The sequence below is a fragment of the Gracilimonas tropica DSM 19535 genome, from assembly GCF_000375425.1.
Lineage (GTDB): Bacteria > Bacteroidota > Rhodothermia > Balneolales > Balneolaceae > Gracilimonas > Gracilimonas tropica.
Genome location: NZ_AQXG01000002.1, coordinates 445,614 through 470,053, shown reverse-complemented (window position 1 = coordinate 470,053; position 24,440 = coordinate 445,614). Strand labels below are relative to the sequence as shown.

At 43.3% G+C, this 24,440-nt stretch carries 24 protein-coding genes; 12 read left to right on the top strand and 12 right to left on the bottom strand.

From position 1 onward, the window contains the following. The first annotated feature begins 6 nt into the window (after positions 1 to 6). The 11 genes from B151_RS0105720 (at position 7) to B151_RS0105670 (ending at position 12,435) form a co-directional block, all read left to right on the top strand. Positions 7 to 2,694 carry an exo-rhamnogalacturonan lyase family protein gene (locus B151_RS0105720; protein WP_157470696.1) on the top strand — a complete coding sequence of 896 codons (2,688 nt, stop codon included), beginning with the start codon at positions 7 to 9 and terminating at the stop codon, positions 2,692 to 2,694. 22 nt (positions 2,695 to 2,716) lie between these two features. Then, a complete protein-coding gene (locus B151_RS0105715; RefSeq protein WP_020402651.1) occupies positions 2,717 to 4,198 on the top strand; it encodes an SLC13 family permease in 1,482 nt (493 codons plus the stop codon). A gap of 120 nt (positions 4,199 to 4,318) precedes the next feature. After that, a complete protein-coding gene (locus B151_RS0105710; protein WP_020402650.1) occupies positions 4,319 to 4,894 on the top strand; it encodes an outer membrane protein in 576 nt (191 codons plus the stop codon). A 125-nt stretch (positions 4,895 to 5,019) separates the two neighbouring features. Next, positions 5,020 to 7,266 carry a RelA/SpoT family protein gene (locus B151_RS0105705; RefSeq protein WP_020402649.1) on the top strand — a complete coding sequence of 749 codons (2,247 nt, stop codon included), beginning with the start codon at positions 5,020 to 5,022 and terminating at the stop codon, positions 7,264 to 7,266. A gap of 164 nt (positions 7,267 to 7,430) precedes the next feature. Then, on the top strand, positions 7,431 to 7,760 hold the full coding sequence (locus B151_RS0105700) for an HU family DNA-binding protein (protein WP_020402648.1): 330 nt from the start codon (positions 7,431 to 7,433) through the stop codon (positions 7,758 to 7,760). Between the two features lie 23 nt (positions 7,761 to 7,783). Continuing rightward, complete coding sequence (ruvX, locus tag B151_RS0105695; RefSeq protein WP_020402647.1) at positions 7,784 to 8,206, top strand: Holliday junction resolvase RuvX; 423 nt, start codon at positions 7,784 to 7,786, stop codon at positions 8,204 to 8,206. A 6-nt stretch (positions 8,207 to 8,212) separates the two neighbouring features. Then, positions 8,213 to 8,773, top strand: a complete 561-nt coding sequence (gene def / locus B151_RS0105690; protein WP_020402646.1) for a peptide deformylase — start codon at positions 8,213 to 8,215, stop codon at positions 8,771 to 8,773. Positions 8,774 to 8,778: 5 nt separating this feature from the next. Beyond that, entirely contained in the window at positions 8,779 to 9,693 is a 915-nt protein-coding gene (gene fmt, locus B151_RS0105685) for a methionyl-tRNA formyltransferase (RefSeq protein ID WP_020402645.1), read from the top strand. An 82-nt stretch (positions 9,694 to 9,775) separates the two neighbouring features. Beyond that, positions 9,776 to 10,471 (top strand): ankyrin repeat domain-containing protein, encoded by a 696-nt coding sequence (locus tag B151_RS0105680; RefSeq protein WP_020402644.1) that lies wholly within the window; start codon positions 9,776 to 9,778, stop codon positions 10,469 to 10,471. 271 nt (positions 10,472 to 10,742) lie between these two features. Beyond that, positions 10,743 to 11,225 (top strand): Lrp/AsnC family transcriptional regulator, encoded by a 483-nt coding sequence (locus B151_RS0105675; protein WP_020402643.1) that lies wholly within the window; start codon positions 10,743 to 10,745, stop codon positions 11,223 to 11,225. Then, on the top strand, positions 11,209 to 12,435 hold the full coding sequence (locus B151_RS0105670) for a trans-sulfuration enzyme family protein (protein ID WP_020402642.1): 1,227 nt from the start codon (positions 11,209 to 11,211) through the stop codon (positions 12,433 to 12,435). The genes B151_RS0105675 and B151_RS0105670 overlap by 17 nt, the downstream gene beginning before the upstream one ends. Positions 12,436 to 12,509: 74 nt before the next feature. Here the strand turns inward: B151_RS0105670 and B151_RS0105665 are convergent, their stop codons facing one another. The 3 genes from B151_RS0105665 to B151_RS0105655 are packed head-to-tail and all read right to left on the bottom strand — an operon-like array spanning position 12,510 to position 14,387. Continuing rightward, entirely contained in the window at positions 12,510 to 13,262 is a 753-nt protein-coding gene (locus B151_RS0105665) for a TPM domain-containing protein (protein WP_020402641.1), read from the bottom strand. Beyond that, the gene (locus B151_RS0105660) at positions 13,255 to 13,764 is read right to left on the bottom strand and encodes a TPM domain-containing protein (RefSeq protein ID WP_020402640.1); all 510 of its coding nucleotides are present in this window, start codon (positions 13,762 to 13,764) and stop codon (positions 13,255 to 13,257) included. The genes B151_RS0105665 and B151_RS0105660 overlap by 8 nt, the downstream gene beginning before the upstream one ends. A gap of 32 nt (positions 13,765 to 13,796) precedes the next feature. Then, the gene (locus tag B151_RS0105655; RefSeq protein WP_020402639.1) at positions 13,797 to 14,387 is read right to left on the bottom strand and encodes a LemA family protein; all 591 of its coding nucleotides are present in this window, start codon (positions 14,385 to 14,387) and stop codon (positions 13,797 to 13,799) included. A gap of 82 nt (positions 14,388 to 14,469) precedes the next feature. On the opposite strand from B151_RS0105655, the gene B151_RS0105650 reads away from it, so the two are divergent. After that, the gene (locus B151_RS0105650; RefSeq protein ID WP_020402638.1) at positions 14,470 to 15,180 is read left to right on the top strand and encodes an HAD family hydrolase; all 711 of its coding nucleotides are present in this window, start codon (positions 14,470 to 14,472) and stop codon (positions 15,178 to 15,180) included. A 218-nt stretch (positions 15,181 to 15,398) separates the two neighbouring features. On the opposite strand, the gene B151_RS18100 is transcribed toward B151_RS0105650, so the two are convergent. From B151_RS18100 to B151_RS0105605, 9 genes are all read right to left on the bottom strand, one after another. Continuing rightward, positions 15,399 to 16,058: a sulfite exporter TauE/SafE family protein gene (locus B151_RS18100; protein WP_020402637.1), complete on the bottom strand. Its 660-nt coding sequence runs from the start codon at positions 16,056 to 16,058 to the stop codon at positions 15,399 to 15,401. A gap of 49 nt (positions 16,059 to 16,107) precedes the next feature. Then, the gene (locus B151_RS0105640) at positions 16,108 to 16,566 is read right to left on the bottom strand and encodes a FixH family protein (RefSeq protein WP_020402636.1); all 459 of its coding nucleotides are present in this window, start codon (positions 16,564 to 16,566) and stop codon (positions 16,108 to 16,110) included. Positions 16,567 to 16,582: 16 nt separating this feature from the next. Next, a complete protein-coding gene (gene ccoG, locus B151_RS0105635; protein ID WP_020402635.1) occupies positions 16,583 to 18,046 on the bottom strand; it encodes a cytochrome c oxidase accessory protein CcoG in 1,464 nt (487 codons plus the stop codon). Positions 18,047 to 18,195: 149 nt separating this feature from the next. Further along, a complete protein-coding gene (locus B151_RS18095; protein ID WP_020402634.1) occupies positions 18,196 to 18,801 on the bottom strand; it encodes a cbb3-type cytochrome c oxidase N-terminal domain-containing protein in 606 nt (201 codons plus the stop codon). Next, positions 18,798 to 18,989, bottom strand: coding sequence for a hypothetical protein (locus tag B151_RS0105625; RefSeq protein ID WP_020402633.1), 192 nt, complete (start codon positions 18,987 to 18,989; stop codon positions 18,798 to 18,800). The genes B151_RS18095 and B151_RS0105625 overlap by 4 nt, the downstream gene beginning before the upstream one ends. A gap of 2 nt (positions 18,990 to 18,991) precedes the next feature. Next, the gene (ccoN, locus tag B151_RS0105620; RefSeq protein ID WP_020402632.1) at positions 18,992 to 21,196 is read right to left on the bottom strand and encodes a cytochrome-c oxidase, cbb3-type subunit I; all 2,205 of its coding nucleotides are present in this window, start codon (positions 21,194 to 21,196) and stop codon (positions 18,992 to 18,994) included. Then, entirely contained in the window at positions 21,197 to 21,385 is a 189-nt protein-coding gene (ccoS, locus tag B151_RS0105615) for a cbb3-type cytochrome oxidase assembly protein CcoS (protein WP_020402631.1), read from the bottom strand. Continuing rightward, positions 21,376 to 23,823, bottom strand: coding sequence for a heavy metal translocating P-type ATPase (locus B151_RS0105610; RefSeq protein WP_020402630.1), 2,448 nt, complete (start codon positions 23,821 to 23,823; stop codon positions 21,376 to 21,378). Before B151_RS0105610 ends, ccoS begins: the two co-directional genes overlap by 10 nt. Beyond that, positions 23,823 to 24,287 carry an RrF2 family transcriptional regulator gene (locus B151_RS0105605; protein ID WP_020402629.1) on the bottom strand — a complete coding sequence of 155 codons (465 nt, stop codon included), beginning with the start codon at positions 24,285 to 24,287 and terminating at the stop codon, positions 23,823 to 23,825. Before B151_RS0105605 ends, B151_RS0105610 begins: the two co-directional genes overlap by 1 nt. Between the last annotated feature and the right edge of the window lie 153 nt (positions 24,288 to 24,440).

Sequence of the window (24,440 nt, the reverse complement as noted above, 5' to 3'; positions counted from 1 at the left end):
AGTATTATGTATAAGAATATGAGAATATCATCCTTCGTCTTTTTGGCCATCATTTTCCCATTTATGTTTTTGAATGCATGCAGCAATAACGGGCCCACGAAGAAGATTCCTGTGACCGTTGAGAATAATGTAGCGGGTACTCCTCAAGTGTTTGGTGTGCCGATCCCGAAAGGAGAACTATATTCGCCGGACCACGTACGGGTTTTGAACAGCAGCGGAGACGAGATTCCTTCGCAAGTAACAAAAGTAACAACCTGGGAGCCGGCCGATGAAAGTATAAAATGGCTTTGGGTATTTTTCTTTACAGAAGAAGGCGACACTTATGAAGTTGAATATGGGGAAAATGTTCGAAATGCCCGTGAGTATGATCAAATTCTCACAGTAAAAAATAATCAGAGGCCTACCGGGGAAGTGATCGTTAACACCGGGCCGCTTCGCTTTACCGTTGAAAAAGGAGAGGGAGGCGGATTCTTTAATGCACCTGCCGGCAGTGGTTTCCTTGATAAGGTTGAACTGGATGTAGATGGTAACGGCTTTGAAGAAAGTGATGTGATAGCCACCGGTGAACCCGGAAGAAGTTCGTTTCTTGATATTATTGACAATATAGGTCTTGATAAATCCAAGGCAGTGGTTACTCGAACTGTCAAAGAATTGGGAACGGGGCCTTTACATGCAATCATCCGGGTAGAAGGGGAATATCATTATGGTCGCGATGATAATAACACAGCTCCTTTTATAACCCGAATTCATGCTTATGCTGGTAAAAGCTACATCAAAGTACAGCACACATTTGTCTATACCGGTGTTCCGGATAATCACACTTTGCCGGAAGGTGAATATGAGGCTATTGCTACCGAGAATGGTATCATCATTGACGAAAGTAAATTAGCGAACGATCGTGGTTTTGTTGAACCCAATGATCAGATTGCAGCAACCGGACTTTCCTTAAACTATAATTTGGCTTCAAACAAAACGGTTACTACCTCTTACTACAATGGAAAATGGTGGGAAACGGGCGGAAGTAATATTGTGCAAAGTGAACTGACGTCGGAAGCTTCCGTTCTGCAAACGGGTCCCAATCCCTCACAAATACCTCCTTTGGCAAATTCTTCAGCTGATGAGAGGTTGCAGAATAAGTTTAAGTCTACCATTAGCCTGGACAATAATTCAGATGTTGAGGCTGAACGCTCAGCCGGATGGATGGATATATCTGACAATAAATGGGGAATAACGGTTGGGTTTAAGAATTTCTTTGAGGAGTATCCCAAGGAGATCAAAGCAACTGATGATGAAGACAAACTAACCGCTTATATCTGGACGCCTTCGGTTGAACCGATGAGTTTTGCCCGCAAGGATAGAGAAAATGACAGTGGCATGATCGCTAACTTTGCTCAGGGGTTGGCCAAGACCACAGAAATGGTTTTTTATTTTCACCAAAAGAGTTCGAATGGCAACGTAGAAGAAACAGCTAAGAAGTTCATGGATTCTCCGGTTACCCATGCCGATCCAAGCTGGTACGCTAATTCAGAAGCATTTGGCAAGATGACGGAAAAGCTCGACCGGTTTGGCGCATATGAAAGAGGCCTGGAGTATAAATTCCGCTGGATGAAATTCAATCAGGAGTGGGAGCCTTGGTATGGAATGCTGAACTATGGGGATAATCTGACCTATTATTATGGAAATGAATGGGGGCAGTGGACCAACAATGAACCCGGAAATGATTATATGTGGTGGTTGCAGTTTGTGCGAACCGGAAATCCAACTTATTACAAAACTGCACAGGCTGCCAGTATGCATACCATGGATGTAGATAATATTCATTGGCCTAAAGATCCTGTTTACTTTGGAGATACCAACGAGTCTCTTCACGCATTCCAGGTAGAGGAAATGCCTAAAGGCTCTCCTTATGTTGGCATGGGGCGCCGACATGCCGATCAGCATTACAGTTCACTCTTAAGTGCCCATGTGTGGGTGCCGGGTTGGGTTGCGTCCTATTATCTGGATGCAAACCACCGTGGACTTGAAGTAGCTATGGAAACCGGTGATTACTACGTTCGAAGAATTTTTGGTGATCACGGGCTCAGAGGCCGCCGGTTGTATCTCTCAGTGTGGAACCTGGCTGAGATCTATGATGCAACCAAAATGGATAAATATGGGGATGAGCTTCGTGACCGTGTAAACCTGATGTTAGAGTTGCAAAAGCATCCCGACCAAGGCAGTGAGATGGTGATAAACCGATACGGCTACTCTCAAGTGTATGTCACAAACGGTATTCGAAAATATGTACAGCTCACCGGAGACGAAAAGGCGAAACGAGCCATGGTAGACCATGCCCGAAGACTTCGTGATGTGCCTCCTTACAATCACGACATGGAATCTTATTTGTCGTCTATAAGCAGCATGGTTTTAGGGTATGAGTATTCAAAAGAGGAAAGCTTACTTGAAGAAGCGGTGAAAAGAGCCGAATATCTTAAGACGGATGAATTGGCGCAGGAATTTGGTTCCTATGAAAATCAACGCATATTGGCAGAGGCCTTGGAAGAATCCAGTAACCTGCCAAATCCTCCAGGTGCCCGAAGGCCACCGATCTGGAAAATCACCAATGGTCTTAGAGTTTTCGGTTGGACAAGTATTTATAATGTTCCATATTTGGAATATTGGATGGAAAAAGAAAACTATCCTGCAGCCAGATAATTAACCGTTAATCGATCAAAAGATGAGTTTTACTTTTTCTGATGTCAGTAAGCGACTGGGGTTATTTGGCGGATGCCTGGTACTGTTGATAATGTTGTTTATTCCCGCGCCAGAGGGGCTTTCCGATGCCGCCTGGAAAACAGCTGCAGTAACCATTTTGATGGGAATCTGGTGGATCACTGAAGCTATACCAATTTCTGCCACCGCTTTATTGCCCATTGTGTTATTTCCGGTATTAGGTGTTGGTTCTATAAGTGAAGCAACCACACCTTATGCCAATCCTCTTATTTTCTTATTCATGGGGGGGTTCATTATCGCTTTGGCGATGGAGAAATGGAGTTTACACCGCCGAATTGCCATCAGTATTGTAAATCTTGTAGGGGTTAAACCGACCTCAATCATAATCGGATTTATAATAGCGGCCGCCTTTTTGAGTATGTGGGTGAGTAACACTGCCACTGCAATTATGATGTTACCCATAGCCACTTCCATCCTCGAGTTAGTGGATCGGGATGAGAGTCAGGATAAATTGAATTTTGAGATCGTTTTGATCCTGAGTATTGCCTACGCCTGTAATATTGGAGGAATGGGAACACTTATTGGGACACCGCCGAATGCTTTATTGGCCGGTTTTGCCCTCGAGAACTATGGTATTGAGATCACCTTCTTTGATTGGATGTTAGTCGGAGTTCCCATCATGCTTATTTCGCTTCCAATCATGTTTGTGGTGCTTACCAAGCTGATCTATCCGATCAAAATAAACGTACTCCCGGGCGGTAAGGAACTTATTCAGAATCAATTGAATGAATTGGGAAGCATCACCAAAGAAGAAAAACGTGTTGCCGTTGTTTTCGTAGGTGCTGCCGCTCTGTGGATCTTAAGGCCTGTTTTGGCAGAATACATTCCCGGTATATCGGATGCGGGTATTGCCATTGCCGCATCGGTAGCGCTCTTTATCATTCCATCGAATTTCGAGAGAAGTGAATTTCTGTTGAAATGGTCGGATACAAAACGATTGCCATGGGGAGTGTTGATCCTTTTTGGTGGAGGATTAAGTATGGCATCCGCAATAAGCTCTACGGGTTTGGCTTCTTGGATAGGAAATGGAATTGGCAGTCTGAATACCTGGCCCATTTTATTACTCATATTGATCGTAATCGCATTGATTGTCTTTTTAACGGAAATGACCAGTAACACGGCTTCAACCGCAGCATTTTTACCTATATTGGCATCTATAGCTATTGGTTTAGGTGAAAACCCGTTTTTATTTGCCATTCCTACGGTATTAGGAGCCAGTTGTGCATTCATGTTGCCGGTAGCCACCCCGCCCAATGCCATTGTTTATGGAAGTGGAAAGATCACCATTCCGGAGATGGCCAAGGCAGGATTTTGGCTCAATCTACTGTTCATAACCTTGCTTACCCTGGCATCACTGACGATCATAAGCTGGGTATTTGGAATTGAGTTAGGGGTACTTCCGGATTGGGTCAAACCCAATATGTAATGATGTAAAGGAATTTGAAGTAAAAGGAGGAAGCGATTAAGGTCAGAAAGTTAGAAACAAAAATATTGAATCAGCCTATCTGTTTTGTAACTTTGACCTAAATCAAAAAAAAATTCAATTATGAAACGGCTGACCATACTTACGGTACTTTTAATTACAATTTTTTCTGCTCCTGCCCTGGCTCAATTAGAGATTGGAGCTTCATACGAACTTAGAAATGAAGAGCCCAAAAATGGATTTGGTTTAAGGATCCAAAAAGGAATTTTTGAAAGACTTCCTCTTGTGAATTTGGGGATTCGTCTCCATGCAAGTTATTTCAGTGAGGAAAATAACATTGATCCTCAAAATCAAAGTTATTCCTATTCCCGAGATCTCACCAATATTGATGTTGGTATTGCGGCAATAGGAGGAGTCTCACTTGGACTTTTAGAACCCTATGTAGGGCTTGGGCTTGGAACCGAAAACTATGAGCAAGTCATCAACGATTATTCCGGGCCTGAATCAGTAAAACCACAAAGCGGAAGTGACAATAATATTTATTGGAATATGCTGGCAGGAGCTAAGGTAACCGTCATTCCCCTGATCAAACCATTTGTGGAATACAGATATTCAGATACCAGTTTGTCGGAACCAGCGTTTGAGAATGTAAAGTCACAAACCGGCCGAATTATGTTTGGAGTATCACTTAGCTTTTAACAAATTGCCGATACCTTTTTGATAGCGGATGTGAACTCCATATCCGCTTTTTTTGTAAGCAAAAATACTTACGGATGCTTTAAAGCATGTGAATGGCTACCTTTAGATGTAGCAGGTAATAGAATATGAGTAGAACGGCTTCCATAGAAAAATATGACCTGGAGGGTTATAAGCTTAAGAAAGCTCAGAGAGAGGATCTGAAGCAACTTGTAGAAGTATGCCAGGAGCATATCGAGAATGTTGACGAAGAGGCCATCAGTAAGGCTTTTAAACTCTGTTATTTGTCTCATCAAGATATGAAACGCGCCTCGGGTGAGCCCTATTATTATCACCCGGTTGAGGTGGCGAAGATTGTAGCAAGCGAGATCAATATTGATGATGTTTCGGTGATTGCATCTCTGCTTCATGATACGGTAGAAGACACCGATGTAAACCTCGACGATATCCGATATTGGTTTGGTGAAGAAGTAGCCGTTATCATAGACGGTGTCACCAAGATCACCGGTGTTTTCAAAAGCAGAGACAGCAAGCAGGCAGAGGCATTCATGAAGCTGTTGCTCACCATGGCAGAAGACATACGTGTCGTACTCATCAAGTTTGCAGACCGGCTTCATAACATGCGAACCATCCAACACCTGAAGCGCGAAAAACAGATACAGATCGCTTCAGAAACCATGGATTTATATGCTCCACTTGCCCATAGGTTTGGTTTATTTCGAATCAAAAATGAATTAGAGGATCTTTGCTTTAAAACCATAGATCCTACTTCTTACAAGTTCGTAGCGAGAAAACTGCGGGAGAAAAAGGAAGACCGGGAAGAGTTCATTCAGGAATTCATGGACCCAATTAAGAATGAGCTGGGCAGAATGAACTTTAAGTTTGAGATCAAGGGGCGTCCAAAGCATATTTTTTCTATCTATCGCAAAATGCAGCGGCAACAAAAGCCCTTTGAGGAAATTTACGACCTCTTCGCAATTCGGATCATCCTGGAAAACCCTCATACCAAAGAAGACTGCTGGCGCGTGTACTCCATTATTACTGATTGGTACACGCCAATTCCGGAGCGGTTCAGAGATTTTATATCGGTACCAAAAGCCAATGGATATCAGTCGCTACATACCACGGTGATCACCAATAAAGGACGAAAAGTGGAAGTTCAGATCCGGACCCGGCGTATGGATGATATTGCTGAAAAAGGCCTGGCTGCTCACTGGAAATACAAAGAAGGTGCTCAGCAAGGATCAGACACCCTCGATAAATTTGTCAACTGGGTGCGGGATGTACTTGATAATCCCCGTCCGGATGCTGCTACCGATTTCGTTAAGGATTTTCAGCTCAATCTTTATAAAGATGAGATCTATGTGTTCACTCCTGATGGGGAGTTGCGGACGCTGCCGCGAAATGCGACCCCTATTGACTTCGCCTTCGAGATCCACAGCGAGATCGGAGAACGGGCAATGGCCGCCAAAGTAAACGGCAAGATGGTTCCCCTGCGGCAGAAATTGCATAATGGGGATCAGGTAGAGATCATAACCGGAAATAAGATCAATCTAAATCCCGACTGGATAGATGATGTTGTTACCCATAAAGCAAAATCCCGAATCCGTCAGTTCATCAAGCAAAAACAACGGAAGGTGGCTGAGGAAGGCCGTACGATCTGGGAGAGAAGGGTAGATCGCGGTAATGTGCAAATATCGGAACAGGAATTGAATAAATTTGCCCGGCGATTTAAATATGAATCTACGCAGGAAATGTTCTTTGATATTGGATCAGGTGCTTTCGATGTAAATACCCTTTTCAAAGAAGTTAAGCAGTATAAAAGTACCGGCCGAATTGAAGCAGAAGAAACGGAGGAAGTTGCACCGATCTCGGATGAGGAGATCCAAAAAAACTATTACGATGCCGCCCGGGCCCTCGGTGAAGGTAAGGCTCTGATCATCAATGGAGAACTAAGTAACATAAAATACTCCTACGCCAACTGTTGCAATCCTATTCCGGGAGATGATGTGATCGGCTTTGTGAGCCGCACCGGAGACATTAAGATACACCGTGCCATGTGCAACAATGCGCAGCACCTGCTCAAAACCGAATCGGATCGGATCGTGGATGTGAACTGGGCCAAAAATCTGGATGCTAAGTTCCTTGGAGCCATCAAGGTTATTGGCGGAGACCGGGTAGGAATGATCAATGATATAACAGACGTTCTTTCCAAGTCATTAGAGACCAATATGAAAAGCATAAATGTCAGCAGCGACAGTGGAATGTTCGAAGGAATTATCACCCTGTATGTGGATGGTATTTCCCATCTAAATAAGATCATGAAACGCCTTGAGAAGATAGAAGGGGTTAAAAATGTTCTGCGCTATGAATGATATTAATATAGGACTTCAGGTAGATTTTTATTATAGTTATCTTTACAATAAAGAGTGATTATTCGTTTTAGGTAAAAACAACTATGGCAATAGTTAGTTACGAGTAATTAGGAAGGACAATAAAACGCTAATAATAGTTAGCATAAAAATTAAATCTCAAAACTATGATGACTTACACTAAACGAGATGTAGTACGGAGGGTGGCTGAATCTATGGATGAACCTATGATTCAAGCAGAGCCTTGGGTGGATGCTGTAATAGTAGCATTAAGAGAAATCATGATGTCTGCCGATACTGAATGCAGAATTGAAATTCGTGATTTTGGGGTATTTGAAGTGAAGGAAACAAAAGCGAAGCCAAAGGCTCGTAACCCCAAAACCAATGAAGTGATATATGTGCCTGCGCACCGTAAAACTCACTTCAAACCAAGTAAACTGATGAAGAAGTTTTTACGTCAGCCTCTGGAAGATGTGAAAAAGAAAAAATCAGATTAACCAATCAAATAGCATAACACTTTTTGCAAAATTATGCTCGCCTTATAGGTATTGATGTTGGGAAGAAAAGAGTAGGCATTGCTCAAACCGACCTGTTGAAAACTATTGCTTCACCGGTCGGTACTTTCCATCCCAAAGATGTTATCTCAGAACTCAAAAAAATAGTTCAGAACGAACCTATAGAAAAATTTGTAATAGGTTGGCCTTTATCTACAAAAGGAGAGAAAGGTTCTGCCACAGAAATGGTCGAAAAGTTCATCACTAAATTGAACAGCGCTTTTCCAAATATAGAAATCGTTAAAGTTGATGAACGCTATACATCCAACAAAGCCAGGGAGCTGATGATAGAAGCAGGCGTTCCCAGAAAAAAAAGACAAGAAAAGGGCAGGGTTGATCGTATAGCAGCTGCAATCATTTTACAAAACTACTTAGATACGAATACATAATTTATCATGCCCATTTTACCCATCGTAACTTACAATGATCCGATTCTTCAAAAAAAAGCTGAAGAGATTGAAGAGGATAGCCCTGAACTGCAGACTCTAATTGATAATATGCTGGAGACCATGTACAACGCAGATGGCGTTGGTTTAGCTGCTCCACAGATTGGCCGGTCCCTCAAACTTTTTGTAATGGACACGGATGCTATGATCGAAGACGGAGAGGTGCCTTACGGTCCAATGGTATTTATAAATCCACTTATTCTTGAAAAGAAGGGGAATAAAGTGCCTCTCGAAGAAGGCTGCTTAAGTATCCCTGAAGTCAATGAAAAAGTTTTTCGTCCGGAAACGGTTGTAATTGAGTTTTTTGACAGAGAGTTTAATAAACATCGTCTGGAAGCCAGTGGATGGACATCAAGGGTTATTCAGCACGAATATGATCACCTTGAAGGAATACTGTTTTTAGATTATTTAAGTGCATTTAAGAAAAGAATGCATAAAAAAGAACTTGAGGAAATTGACTCCGGCAACAAGAAAGTGAAATACCCGGTAGTTCCCAAAAAAGATCAATAAGATCTATGGATATTGTTTTTATGGGCTCTCCGGAATTTGCAATTCCAAGCCTGTTAAAGATTCACGACTCTGACCACACCATAAAAGCAGTGGTCAGCAATGTAGATAAACGTCGAGGAAGAGGTTCTAAGACCTCACCCACTCCCGTTAAAGCCAAAGCATTGGAGCTTGGTTATCCGGTTATAGAAGTAGAAGATTTGAAATCCCCTGAGTTTGCAGAAGAACTTCAAAAGCTGAATGCAGATCTTTTTGTGGTGGTCGCTTTTCGTATTCTGCCGCCTTCTATTTTGGCCATTCCCTCCATAGGTTCTGTTAATCTGCACGCATCTTTATTGCCTAAATATAGGGGTGCGGCTCCTATACATTGGGCAATTATGAAGGGCGAAAAGAAAACCGGATGTTCGGTGTTTTTTCTGGATGAAAAGGTTGATACCGGTAACATCATTTTGCAGGAATCGGTGAGCATCGGAGAAAATGAAACCACAGGCGAATTGTATGAACGGCTTAAAAATATGGGAAGTTCGCTGTTGATAAGAGCTATTGATCAAATAGAAAGCAAAAGCTATTCTCTTTCTCCGCAAAGTGATAAGGAAGCTACTCCTGCCCCCAAACTTTTTAAAGATGATTGTCATGTGGACTTCAGTAAGTCAGCTGAAATTGTACATAACAAGATCAGGGGACTTAGTCCTTTTCCAACTGCCTGGGCAGAATGGCAGGGGCAAAAGTTTAATATGTATCGATCGAAAATTTCAGAGATTCGGAATTTAGAGGCTGGAAAACTTTCCTCAGCGGATGATAAACTGATCGTTGGATGTGGAGAGAGAGCCGTTGAATTGGTAGAAGTACAATTGCCGGGAACTAAAAGAATGAGCGGGGCCGACTTTGTAAGAGGTTATGAAGTATTGGGAAAATTGAAGTAATTTTCTTCAATATTTAGTTTGAGATATACGTACGGTTTTTTATAATCCCGCCAACCCAAATGGTAAATCACAAGAGTTAGTCATGGAGCAACCAGCAATTATTGAAGCCGCAAAGGCAGGGAATTTAGAAGAAATAAAAAAGTTGGCAGGCGCAGATGAAAACATCAATAAAACCAACAGCAGCGGAGCATCTGCATTGATCATAGCGGCCGAAAAGAACCATGTAGATGTGGTTAAATTCCTCGTTGAAGAAGGTGCAGATCTTAATATCGAAACCAAAATGGGAGGTACCGCATTAAACAGAGCTGCTGAAACCGGAAATATCGAATTAGTTAAATATTTGATAGAAAAGGGAGCCCGGATTGGAGACGTTGCTTTAATTGCAGCTGCACGGGTTGGAAATCTGGAAGCCGTTAAGTTATTAGTTGATGCCGGCGCCGACGTAGACGCTCAACAACGCTGGGGCCATACCGCACTGATGGTAGCCGCCAAGGCAGGGAATACTGATGTGGTGAAATATTTGATCGAGCAAGGAGCAAATGTGAAATTGCGCGATAAGAATGGAGATACAGCGATGATCATCGCGATGGATAATGAACAAGATGATATTGCTTTGCTATTACGGCGTGCCGGAGCCAAGGCGGAAATCAAACCTAAGGCAGAAACAGCCCCTATTGTTGATGACGATGACGACGATGATGATATAGATGACACCCCGGATGTCGATGATTTGGTTGATGAAGACGAAGCACCCGATGATGTAGATCTTGACGATTAGATTAATTTTTTAATTTACGCACAGAAGGAATGAGTTTTGGCATCCCAATGCTATAACACATTCCTTTTTTTATTTTTGAAACCCCTCAAACGTAGAATAAAATTCTACGCTACTTTTCTAAATGAATATTTGACGGAATAATTTGTCAGTTGACGGTTTTTATTTAGAATAAAAATCTAAATTCAAGAACAGTAAAGATTATTATTCTTCATAGCTTACAAAATAAAGCATAATTGATTATAATTAGAAAAGAATCAAAGTCAATTATGCTATGCTTTCCTCATTCGACTCTACTGACCGCAAAATCATACAGATCCTTCAGGAAGACGGGCGGATTGCCAATAAAGAACTGGCAGAACGTATTGGCCTGACCACCACTCCGACCTTAGAGAGAGTTCGAAGGCTGGAAAGAGAAGGCGTGATTGAAGGTTATTCGGCAAGGATCAATAAAGAAGCCGTAAGCCGGGGTTTTTCTGCATTTGTGAAAGTAACCTTAAAAGTACATCAGCTTAATTTGATGGAGGAATTTACTTCGGCCATACAGAAAATTCCTGAAATCCTGGCTTGCTATCACACTACTGGAGACGGTGATTTTCTTCTTCATGTAGTTGCAAAAGATACCAAAGACTATGAGCAATTGATGCGTAACAAACTGACTACACTGCCTGATGTTGAGCGTTTATATACCAGCATCGTGCTTAACACTATTAAAGAACAATCTCCAATTCCTGTGTATCATGAAAACCAAGACTAAAGCTACATTTGCATCTGCAGCCATTCACGGCGGAAAAGGAAAGAAAGATCAATATGGATCTCATACTTCACCGATCTATCAAACCTCAACCTTTGTTTTTGATGATGTAGAATCCGGAGCCAAAGCATTCAGGCACGAGGAAGGTGGGGCAAGTCATGTGTATTCAAGGCTCGGAAACCCTACAGTCGAAGAACTCGAAAGAGCCATTTGTACTCTTGAAACATATGCATTGGATAACCCGGAAGCTTATACAGGTATGGCGTTCGGAAGTGGCATGGCTGCCATCACTACGGGCATTCTAAGTATGGCCAAAGGGGGACACGTGATCGCTCAAAATGATCTCTATGGTTGTACCTCTCAATTTCTGAAGGAAGAAGCTCCCGGAATGGGAATCTCTGTATCATTTGTAGATACTTCGGATCTTTTCTTGGTTGAAATGGAGCTTAAAAAGCATCCTCATTCAAAAATGATTTACCTGGAAAGTATTGCCAATCCTACCTTGAAGATATCGGATATCCGGGCGATAGCTCAGTTGGCAGAATCACATGGTGCATTGTTGATGGTGGATAACACCTTTGCAACACCGTATCATATTCAGCCGTTGGAATTGGGAGCCGATATCGTAGTTCATTCCACTACCAAGTATTTGGGAGGGCACGGTACGGTAATTGGTGGAGTTATGATTGCAAGGAAAGAATTATTTGAAGAAGCCGAAACTCATCTCTTTAGAAAGAATTTAGGCGGAATAGCAGGTCCAATGGATGCCTGGCTTACCACCCATGGAATTAAGACGTTACCCGTTCGCATGAAACAACATAACGAGAATGCGATGCAGGTTGCCCGTTGGCTGGAAGATCATCCCAAAATAGACCATGTTTTCTATCCGGGACTGGAATCGCATCCACAGCACAAACTGGCTTCTTCAATGATGAAGAATGGATTTGGCGGGATGATATCCTTTGAACTCAAGGGAGGATTTGATGCAGGTGTTGCTCTTATGAACAAAGTAAAATTATGCACATTGGCAGTAAGTCTTGGAGCCGTTGACAGTCTTATTCAACATCCGGCTTCTATGACACATTCTATTGTAGACGAAGACATCAAAAAAGCAGCTGGCATCACTGACGGTCTGGTTCGGCTTTCTGTAGGAATTGAAGGTGTGGAAGATATCATCTCCGATCTCGAACAAGCTATGGAAATTCAAGACTGAGGAATCAAAATCCAAAATTAGTAAACCTCAATTTTTCATCTTTAATCTTGAATCCTTAATTCCCGAAGGGATACCTACCAACCGCCTCCGGCGCCACCACCGCCTGAGCCAAATCCGCCACCACCGGAAAAGCCTCCAAATCCGCCGCCTCCGCCGAAGGACCCACCGCCACTGCCTCCGCCAAATCCGCCTCCGTAAAAGATAATACCGCCGGATCCGATAGAGTGTCTGCGACCTCCCTTGCCTCCTTTACCCCGGGAAATCAGAATAAAAATGATAATAATAAATATGATGATCACATCAATAGGCAGGCCTTCACCGGAAGATTCTTGTTTTGGAAAACCCTGGAATTCTCCGGCCGCTAAGTCGATCAGAATATTCGTGGCTTGATCCAGACCTCCGTAAAAATCACCGGCACGAAAACTGGGAACCAAAACATCCGCATATACGCGATTTGCCATAGCATCCGGAATGGCCCCCTCCAGGCCATAACCAACTTCGATCTGCATTCTGCGGTCTTGTTCTGATACAAGGATGAGCACGCCATTGTATCGTTCACCTTCCCACATACGCCAGTTATTAAAAAGAGTGGTAGCGATCTCTTCTTCAGGATATCCCTTCAGGCTTTCGAGGGTAACGATGGCTATTACGTTGGTGGTTGTATCCCGATAGCTTCTAAGTTTGGTTTCAAGCCGTTGTTCTTCGGAAGAGGTGAGCATATCAGCAAAATCATTAACCATACCGACCGGCTTATCAGGTAAAAAATCCTGCGCAGATACTGTTATAGATAGTATTAAGAAAATGGCAAGGCTTAAAATTCTACGCATCAGCTTCCCCTTCTTTTTTATTATAACTGATTTGGTCTGAAAGCTCATTGACATCTTCTTTTTTGTCGTAGGGGAAATTCTCTTTTAATTTTTGACCTATCTGCAATACTACTTCTGAGAGGCCGGTTTCATAATCCTCTTCTTTAAAATACTTGATCATAAGTGCAACTTCATCTTCCCAGAACTTCTGACCAACTTTCCCGTGAATGCCTTCATCTCCCCAAATAGCAACCTTTTGGTCTTTCCATGCAACATACACAATTACGCCATTTCGTGATTCCGTTTCATGCATCTTCAGTTCAGCAAAAACTTCTTTAGCGCGGTCAATGGGGTTTTCAGCTTTGCATTTCTTTTCTACATGGACGCGAATTTCTCCGGAAGTCGTTTCTTCGGCTTGACGGATAGCATCTACAATGTGTTCTTCTTGTTTCTGAGTAAGAAATTTTGCCATAATATACATTAGCCCGGGGGCACAGAGTTTTTCAGGATCTTCTTTATCCATATCACTCTGTGACCTCTGCGGGTTTAAATTATTTAATTATTGAAATCGACTTCAGGAGCTTGCTCAGCACCATCTTCTGCCTGGAAATATTCTTTTTGATCGAATCCTAATACAGAAGCAAACAAACTGGTTGGAAATTTTCGAATTTGAGTATTGAAAGACTGAGCAGCCTGATTGAAGCGCATTCGCTCAGTTGAAATCCGATTCTCTGTTCCTTCAAGTTGTGCCTGAAGATCCCGGAAGTTTTGGTTGGCTTTCAGCTCAGGATAACGTTCAACCGTAACCAACAAGCGGGACAATGCACCACTTAACTGATTCTGAGCCTCCTGAAATTGTTGAAATGCCTGCGGGTTGTTCAGATCGTTGGCGCTAATATTAACAGAGGTTGCTTTACTTCGGGCTTCAATAACGTCCTGCAAAGTTTGAGATTCGAAGTCAGCAGCTCCCTGAACGGTATTAACCAGATTGGGAATAAGATCGGCACGGCGCTGATATTGGTTTTCAACCTGGGCCCAGGCACTGTTTACTTGTTCTTCAGCTGTTACCAAGCTGTTATTTACACTGATTCCATAAAAAACGAGGAGTGCTAGCACTCCGATGAAGATCCAAAATTTTGCTTTCATGAGTTGAGATTTTGTGGTTTATTTGTTGCCCGTCTACGAAAGTAGGCTTCGTTAGGTTCAACAATAATCAAAAACTATTCCATTGTCACAACTTAATCCCAAGTTCATTTATTTTGACTTAGATGACACCCTTTTAGATCACAAAAAGGCAGAACAGGCAGGACTCAAAGATGTTCACGATCATTTCGACATGTTTAATGGAATTTCAGAAGAGCAGTTGTTGGAAACCTATCATCATATCAATAAAGGGCTCTGGGAAGAATATGGACGCGGAGAGATCGACCGCCACGAACTGCACCGCCGACGTTTTCAAGAGACGTTTCGGGATTTAAAGCTCGATGAATCGATGCACGAAAAAGCCGGAAATGTGTATATGGATTATTATCGAAATCACTGGGAGTGGATAGATGGAGCGAAGGAATCGTATCTGAAGATCGCGGATAAATATCAGGTAGGGATCATTACCAATGGTTTTGCGGAAACACAATGGTTGAAAATTGATCTGTTCAACCTAAAAGAGACGGCCCGTCATATTGTCATTTCTGAAGAAGTGGGAGAGATGAAACCGCATCCCAAAGTATTTGATCATGCCACAAAATTAGCCGGTGTGAACCGAGAAGATATTCTTTATGTGGGGGATTCGTTCACTTCTGATGTCGTGGGTGGTTCCAAAGCGAATTGGAAAGTGGCTTGGTATACCAAGAATCCCATTGAAGAAGGATATAAGCTGGCAAATTTGATCTTCGATGATTTTGAGGAGCTGTTGAAAGCTTTAAGTGTGAAAACAAAGTGACTTCCCTCCCTTCAAGAAACAGCAAGCTGTTTTTCCTGACCCTGCAGAGGGGCATAGGTTCTTGCCTCTGATAAAATCTTTATGGTCAATATTATGTGCTGGCAAGAACTATCTCTCTTTGGAGAGAGACTGATTTTAGTTCTACTGTCCCGAAAAATCGGGAAGAGAGGGGGCAGTGGTGAATTAGGCGTCGAAAATCTTGACTTAAGTAGTAGTGTTTAATGCCCCATCATCGCACCACCCGCCATGAAGCCTCGCCAGATGAGCAGCAAGCCAATAATGATCGCAAAATAGGTGGAGAAGGGGCGGAGTTTGGAGCGGAGTTTTGGAGAGATAAATCCCGGAGCCATGTTCATGAAGAGCATTACAGGGAGTGTCCCTAATCCAAATAGGGCCATGTAAATACTGCTGTGTAATGCAGTATTGGTAACTAAGGCTACCGCTAAGGCCGTTACCACAAATCCACAGGGGAGAAAGCCATTCAGTAAGCCAATCAAAAAAGAAGAGCCGGCAGACCTCTCTCTGTAAAGAGCAGCGATGGAGGAGCTGATCATAGATTGGAAATTTTGATAATTACCGGTCAATGTACCGGGCAGCTTGATGCGTGGTATCATGGCAAACAATATGATCAATGCACCCAAAATAATTGAAAGGATGTGTTGATATCCGGCTATTGTTGCGCCCATTCCCAAAATGCCAAGTCCAAAGCCAAGAAAGGCGTAGGTGAAAACTCGCCCTAAATTATATAGTACTCCACGAATAAACATGGCCGATTTTGAACGGTTTTGCCCCGGGATGCTCAAAGCAATAGGCCCACACATGCCAATGCAGTGAAAGCTTCCAAGTAATCCTAAAGTAAATCCGGTCCAAAGTTCCATTTTGCTAACTACAAAGTGCCCTGAGATGCACAGAGTTTAAGTTCTGACTCTAAATAAAAATGTTCTTCTCGTCAATATAGGTAAGTGTATCTTGCTGCCATGTTAGCGTCAGCTTCCAACGTCCTTCCTCGAAATCTGAAACAGGGATTGATTGACGGCCATCCCCATCAAGGTGAAGGGGGTAAGTACGATCCAGGGATGAGTCGTTGGGACGATAAAACCGAATGGTTCCATCCAGAGAATCGGATCTCAGCTTTTTGGGAAATGTGATCTTGATGGATACAGTAGGTTCATCAAATAAGATCAAAACCGGGGTGTCAAGGTTTCTGGCATTTTGAATACCTTCTATGGTTTGCTGGTATTCCACTCCTTGCTCGTAGTGATCCTCAGAAACAAGGTAGAACTCAAGACTGATGAGATAGCTTACTGTACTGAGGGTAGCTAATACAAATACCACTATGGCGATGGTAATACCGCTTCCCCAGTTTAATTTATCTTTTATACTCATAGGATTAATTGAACGATTAGTTGTTATTGGCCGGACCCAAAAATCCGGAAGTTACGGTTTCGAGTTTTTTATCACCTGAATAGATGCCGAAGACTAATTCTGTTTGTTGCCCTGTTAGTACAGAATCAGAGAGTTGAATCAAGAATCTGCCTTCTGCAGCATTTTGAGGGGCAATAGATGTAAAACTACCAAGAGATACCAACTCACCAGCCGGCTGCTCCAATTTTATCTCGATAGGAATTTCCTTGAACGTCTTATTCAGCATCTTCAGGTTGTAAATATTGCTATATCGGTTCTCTGGCAATTCCTGATATAAAGTACCCGGTTCTCTTAAAATCGTTGTTTCGGTATCGGGGCGCAGTGTCAATAGAGTGATAAAGGTGGTAAGCAAGATTAAAAGTATTCCGGAATAACCTGCCACACGAGGTGTTAACACTTTTTGCTTTCCTTCACGAATGGCGTCTTCGGAAGAATACCGAATCAGTCCTCGTGGCTTGTCGATCTTGTCCATGACAGAATCACATGCATCAATACAAGCTGTACAATGCACACATTCCAATTGAGTGCCATTCCGAATATCGATCCCCATGGGGCACACCTTCACACATTGGTAACAGTCTATGCAGTCTCCAAACTGCTCGTTTGCACTGAAACCAAGGTCTTCGAGGGTGGCCTTGCGGTTCTCAAGCTGGTAGCGATCTTTGACACTTGCCCGAGTCTCACCCCGCACATAATCATACATCACATTGATGGAGTTATTGTCGAGCATCACAGATTGCATACGTCCATAGGGACACACAAAATGACATACCTGTTCACGCATAAAAGCGAAAACACCGTAAAAAACACCACTGAATACGATCATTGCACTAAGTCCGGCAATATGCTCTGAGGGTGGATCTGTGATGATATCAAAAAGTTGATCTTTCCCGATGATGTAGGCGAGGAACAGATTGGAGATCAAAAAAGCCATTGCATAAAAAATAGCATGTTTGCTGACCTTCTTGGTGATCTTCTCCAAATTCCAGTCTTGTTTGTTGAGCCGGATCTGGGCAGCTGCATCGCCTTCGATCCAGTATTCGATCCGTCTGAAAACCATTTCCATGAAAATAGTTTGTGGACAGGCCCACCCGCACCACAATCGTCCAAATACTACGGTAAAAAGTACGACAAACAGAATAAAAGTCAGCATCCCAAAAAGCAGTAAATGCAGGTCTTGGGGCCAGAATGCCACGCCAAAGATCACAAATTTACGTTCGATGATGTTGATTAACAGCAGAGGGTTACCATTGACCGTTATAAATGGGCCACTGAAGAAGAAGGCCAAAAGGAGTAGGGCAACTATATTTCTTGCTTTATAGTAACGTCCACTTGGCTTCTTGGGATAGATCCAGTTTCTTTTTCCTTCCTCATTTACCGTAGCAAGGTGATTACGAAAATTCTGTTGGTCAATACGTCGTTGCTCTTCTAAACTTGCCATTTTTTAGTTTAACCTCAGGTTTCTCTCATTTATATCGGAATCTGAAATAAGGTAGATTTCATTTTTAATGATTGTGTGAAGACAGGTGTACAGGTAAAAGGCGATATGGTGATTATTTTGAGTTGATAGTCACCATATCACCGATCCCTTCATTCAATAGTGCAAGGTTGAGCACGCGGATCCGGTGCTTTGGGGTTTGCCGGTTCGCTGCCTTGAATAGATGCAATGTAGCTGATCAGGCTTTGCACTTTTTCATTGGGCATTCGGGAGCCACTTCCGTAGGCGATCATTCCACGATCAGGATAACCGTTAATAATGCTGCTTGCTACTTCTTCGGCAGAACAGCCGTGAATCCAAAGTTCATCTGTTAGATTTGGTCCAACCAGCCCTTCTCCGTTAGAACCATGACAGGTAAAACACAGGTTTCCTGTTCCCATGAAAATTTCACGGCCTTCGGCAATTCGTTCTTCATCATCCAGAAATGCCCAGCTGAATTGCTCGGCTACCGGCTCTCCGCCTTCACCATTTTCGGGTGACAGGTTATATTTTTCCTGAGCAGCAGCCATTTCCATTTCGTATTCCTCGTGCTGGTTGGGGCCGTCAAAAATATAGTAGTAAGTGAGATATCCTACCCCCCAGGCGATGGTGAAATAGAACAGCCAAAGCCACCATACAGGCATGTGGTTATCGAGTTCTTTGATGCCATCATAATCATGGTCCAGTAGGAGATCTTTTTCGTCGTCAAATACTTTCATTGTTCTGATTGTTTGATATTCATATTGTTCTCGTCCTCGAGAGGCAGTTTTTCCGCATCTTTCCAGTGATCTTTTCCTTTAATGATCAGGTACACGATCAAGCCTATAAAGAAGGTGAAGAAAATGATTAATGAGATACTTGGGTAGATGCCTATGTCCTCAATAGCGCGTAATACATTCTTGTACATCGCTAATTCTCCGTTTGAGGTTTGAAGTTTGCCTGAATGCGATCACCGGATGGCAGTCCTTCCCATGGGTTGACATTTCCTTTGATGTCAATTCCCAGGCGCTGCATGTAAGCAATAATGGCTATGATCTTCTTGTCGGAAGTAATTTGGATACCTTCGATCTGATCAAATCCATTTTGTCGAAGTCCGTCAACAATGTCGTTGGCCTGGGCTTCAAGATCACGAAGTGCGATGTCTTCGTATCCTTCAACATATGGTACCCCCACTTTTCGCAGTGCATTGATTCGGTTGGGAATGCTTTCCTTGTCCATATCTTCGGTAAACAACCAGGGATATGCCGGCATGATAGAGCCCGGGGAAGTAGAAGTTGGATCGTACATGTGGCGTACGTGCCAGCTATCCGGATACTTGCCTCCTACACGATGCAAATCAGGACCGGTTCGTTTTGATCCCCAAAGGAAAGGGTGATCATACACAAATTCACCGGCTTTGGAATACTCACCGTATCGCTCTGTTTCAGAGCGGAAAGGACGGATCATCTGAGAGTGACAGTTATTACATCCTTCCGCGATGTAAATATCCCTTCCTTCAATCTCCAGCGGGGTATAAGGCTTCACGCTGGCGATGGTAGGCACATTGGAATCCACAAGAGCGGTTGGCACATACTCCACAATTCCTCCAATCAGGATAGCCACTAATGTGAGCGCCGTAAATTGAAGTGGACGTGACTCCAAACGTCGATGCCATTTTTCTTTGGTGCCCGCAGCAGGATCGATGATCGCTTGTGCTTCATCTTCTTCCTCTGCTACAAACGAACCCTGATGTGCTGTTTTGATCAGGTTAATAGCACCAATAACAGCTCCAATAATGAACAAAGTGCCACCAATAGCCCGTAATCCATACATCGGGATGATCTGGGTTACCGTCTCAAGAAAGTTCGGGTACTGAAGAAGTCCTTCAGGAGTGAATTGTTTCCACATCAAACTTTGTGTGATACCGCCCCAATACATAGGGATCACATAAAAGATAGCCCCAAGGGTCGCAAACCAGAAATGCACATTCGCAAGTTTTACGGAGTAAAGCTTGGTCTTATAAATCCTTGGTGTAATGTAATAGAGCATGGCAAAAGATAACCCTCCATTCCACAGTAAAGCTCCGTTGTGCACGTGGCCAATGATGTAATCAGAATAGTGTGCGATGGCATTTACATTGGCAATAGATAACATTGGACCTTCAAAAGTTACCATACCATAGGCGGTTACACCTACCACCAGGAATTTGAGAACGGGATCTTCCCGAACCCGGTCCCAGGCTCCCCGCAAGGTTAATAAACCATTGAGCATTCCGCCCCAGCTCGGCGCGATCAGCATCAAACTAAATACTGTTCCCAGTGCTTGAGCCCATCCGGGAAGCGCAGTGTACAGTAAGTGGTGAGGTCCGGCCCAGATGTAAATAAAGATCAGTGACCAAAAGTGTACAATCGACAATCGGTAGGAGAAAATGGGGCGATTAGCCGCTTTTGGTATGAAATAATACATGATTCCCAAAAACGGGGTGGTCAGGAAGAAAGCCACCGCATTGTGTCCATACCACCACTGCACCAAGGCATCCTGAATACCCGCATAGATCGGATAACTCTTCAGGAAAGTAGCAGGCACCTCAAAAGAGTTTACGACGTGAAGCACAGCCACGGTCACAAACGTAGCGATGTAGAACCAGATGGCTACATAAAGGTGCTTCTCACGACGCTTCAATATCGTCATGATCATATTCAGGCCAAAGATCACCCAAATAATGGTGATGGCGATATCGATCGGCCATTCCAGTTCGGCATATTCTTTACTGGTGTTGATTCCAAATGGAAGCGTGAGCACCGCCGAAACAATGATCGCCTGCCAGCCCCAAAAATGAATCTGACTCAGTTTCTGACTCCACATAGGGGTTTTGGTCAACCTTGGCAGCGAATAATAGACGCCGTAGAAAATGGCATTTCCTGCAAAGGCAAAGATCACCGCATTGGTATGCAGAGGTCGTAATCGCCCATAGCTGAGTTCAGGAATAAAGCCGAGAAAGTCCGGCCAGATGAGTTTGAGAGCAATGGTTAGCCCAACGATAAAGCCAATGAGTCCCCACGCAATGGTGGCTACCCCGAATTTGCGGACAATATCGTTATCGTAATGAAAGGTTTCTAAAGTTGATGAAGACATTTATTCATCCCGATGGTTTTGGTTGTTGTTTGATTTTTTTGGTGAAGATTTTTTGTCGTCGAAGAGCACACGCATAGAGGGAGTGTATTGATCATCAAACTGCCCGGAACGCACCGCCCAAAAAAATAATCCCAGGAAAATGAGAGCCACGAGCAGACTAAATCCAATAAGCAAATACATCACTTCCATATATCCAGACCTCCTTTGCGTGCAAAAAACCGTGTAGTTAGGAACGTAAACACCATTACGCTGATAGAACTCAGCGGCATCAATATGGCGGCTACCAGGGGAGACAGATGTCCCGTTATGGCAAAGCCCAAACCGATGGTGTTATAGAGCAGCGAGAGCACGAAACTCGCGATGATGATATTCATGCTCTGTTGTGAAAATTTGATGAAGTGGTGAAGCTTATTTAGGGAATCCCCTTCCATGATGGCATCACAAGCCGGGGCAAAAGAGCTTACGTCATCTGCAAGGGCGATCCCAAAATCGGATTTTTTTAAGGCTCCGGCATCATTCAAGCCATCACCCACCATGATCACTTGTTCACCCTGATCCTGTAATCTGGTAATAAACTCCAGTTTTTCTTGTGGCTTTTGATTGAAGAGGAGTGAGCCATTTTCACCAAAGTAATCGGAGAAGGCCAGCTTCTGAGTCTCATTATCTCCGGATAGAAGGTATGTGCTGAATTTTGTCTTGATGGAGTTGAGTAGCTCTGAAATACCAGTTCTCATGACAGACTGAATACCAAAAAAACCCCTGTGTTTCCCGTTGACCGCAAGATGTACAGTGGAACCGTTGAAGAGAGGAATCTTAGACAAATCAATTTTACCTTTTTCTGCAAGAAATTGCTTGGAGCCAAGGCAGACGGATGAATGTCCAAAATCTGCATAAATACCTTTTCCCGGAGCCTCTTCAAAATGGTTGGGCTGATGGAGGAATGAACTCGAAAGTGAATTTGCAATCTTTCTGCTGAGCGGATGAATCGAATTCTTACAGGCCGATCGTACCCAATTTTGTTCTTCTTCAGACAATGCAGTGCCATGAAACGTGATCGTATCAGACTCATTCTCCGTAAGGGTGCCGGTTTTATCAAAAACAATGGATGTGGCTTTGGATAAATTCTCAACCAGCAAATGGTTTTTTATGAAAAGACCGTTCAGCGAAAGGATATTCAAAGCCGAGCCGAGAGTGAATGGGGTGGAAAGAGCTAAAGCACAAGGACATGCAATGATCAAAACGGCCGTGAAAACTGAAAGAGCGGTATCCATTTCGGCAGCCTGCAGCCAGTACAATCCCGCAAAAAAGGCAATTCCAAGCACCGATATAGTAAAATAGGGACTGATCTTATCAGCAAAAGTCGTCAGCTTCAGTTCCTTGTCATTATTTTGAAATGCTTCGTGATTCCACAGTTTGGTGAGATAACTGTTAGTGACTTTTTCTTCTGTATTGAAGAGAGCCGCATTCCCGGTCAATCTTCCCCCGGCAAACACCCGTTCTCCTTTTGTAACGGTAACAGGCTCAGATTCTCCGGTGATGAAACTGTAATCCATAAAAGCTTCATCCGAAAGCAGGGTTGAATCACAAGGCACTAATTCCTGATTGCGCAACCGCATGCGTTTTCCGGGCTCCAATTTATCCAGAGAAACGGAATATTCTTCGTCATGATCATTTAATACATTCACAGCAATAGGGAGGTAGGAGCGGTAATCCCGATCAAAAGACAAACGATGAAATGTTTTCTGCTGTACCAGTCTGCCGATCAACAAAAAGAAGATCAGCCCGGTAAAGGAATCCATGTAGCCCGTTCCCGTCATAGTGACGATCTCATATACACTGCGCGAAAATAACGCCACAATGCCAATCGAAATGGGAACATCGAGGTTCACCCCGCGCTGACTCAAAGCCGCAAAAGCTGATTTCAGGTAATCACTGCTGCTGTAAAGTAAAACCGGTAGCGCAAGGATGATATTCAATGCACCAAAGAAAAGATGGAAGTTGCCGCCGAGTCCGCTGCCGGAAGTATCCAGGTAATCCGGAAAGCTAAACAACATGATGTTCCCGAATGCAAACCCGGCCACGCCCATTTTTAACCAAAGTGCACGATTCTGATGAGCTTTTTCTGTTTTGGAATCTAATTTCTCGAGCCGGATTTCAGGTTCATAGCCAATAGTTACCAGCTGTTCTACTACGTCCCGGAGTGATGTATGATTGGTATCTATCAGCAGAGATAATTCCTTCTTTAAGAAATTGACTTCACTTTTTAGGACTCCGGAATCCAGTTTTTGGAGATTCTCGAGCAGCCACACACAAGAAGTGCAATGGATATTTGGGATGTTCAGGGTGAGTGAGAGCCTGGAAGCATCGCAAAAGTCAGAAATACGGTCGACGACTTCCTTATCTTCAAGGTAATCGAAACGAGTCCGGTGTTTGGTGTTTTTTAAGTTGATGCCGGGATTGGTATCAAGGTCGTAATAGGAGCACAACCCGCTTTCATCCAGAATTTGGTAAGCTGATTTGCACCCAAGACAACAAAAGGATTTGTCGTCAAAATGTACGGTCTCATCTACACAGTCCTCTCCACAGTGATAGCAAATATCAGATGATATGACTGCTGTGGTTCCCATTATTTGAATGAAGGACCTCCGTTGGAGAATTGCAAGCGAAGATCAAACCATTTTTGCGTCATTTTTTGATCGACTTGCTCAAAAGTGGTTTCCCGAAGCCATTTCTCTATCTTCTTTCGCTCTACCGACCAAAATTCATGAAAAGGGCAGGGTTCGATATTGCCGCACCCTTCGATACCCATAAAACATTTATCGAAGAACTCAGTACCGTCAATGGCAGCGATCACGTCCATCATAGTCACTTGGTTCACAGGTTTAGCGAGATACACGCCGCCATTCAGTCCACGCTGAGATTTAAGGATTCCGGGTTCCTTCAATTTGGCTAACACCTGAGAGAGATAGGCAGTTGGGCAGTTCAATGATTTAGACAGAAATGAAGCAGAAACGGCGCCGTCCTCGGTATGCTTCGAAATGGCGATAATTGCCGATATGGCGTACTGTGCGCCTTGTGAAATCAACCTCATAAAGATGAATTTAATTCTGATATTTAAATTCTAATATTGATATTAGATTTTAAGGGGAATTAGGAAAAGTGTCAATAACGGAAGGCATTAATTTTTTTCTGAAATGGAAAGTCAAGGTAATAGCAATGGTCATCGCATTTGAAAACCTGAGTT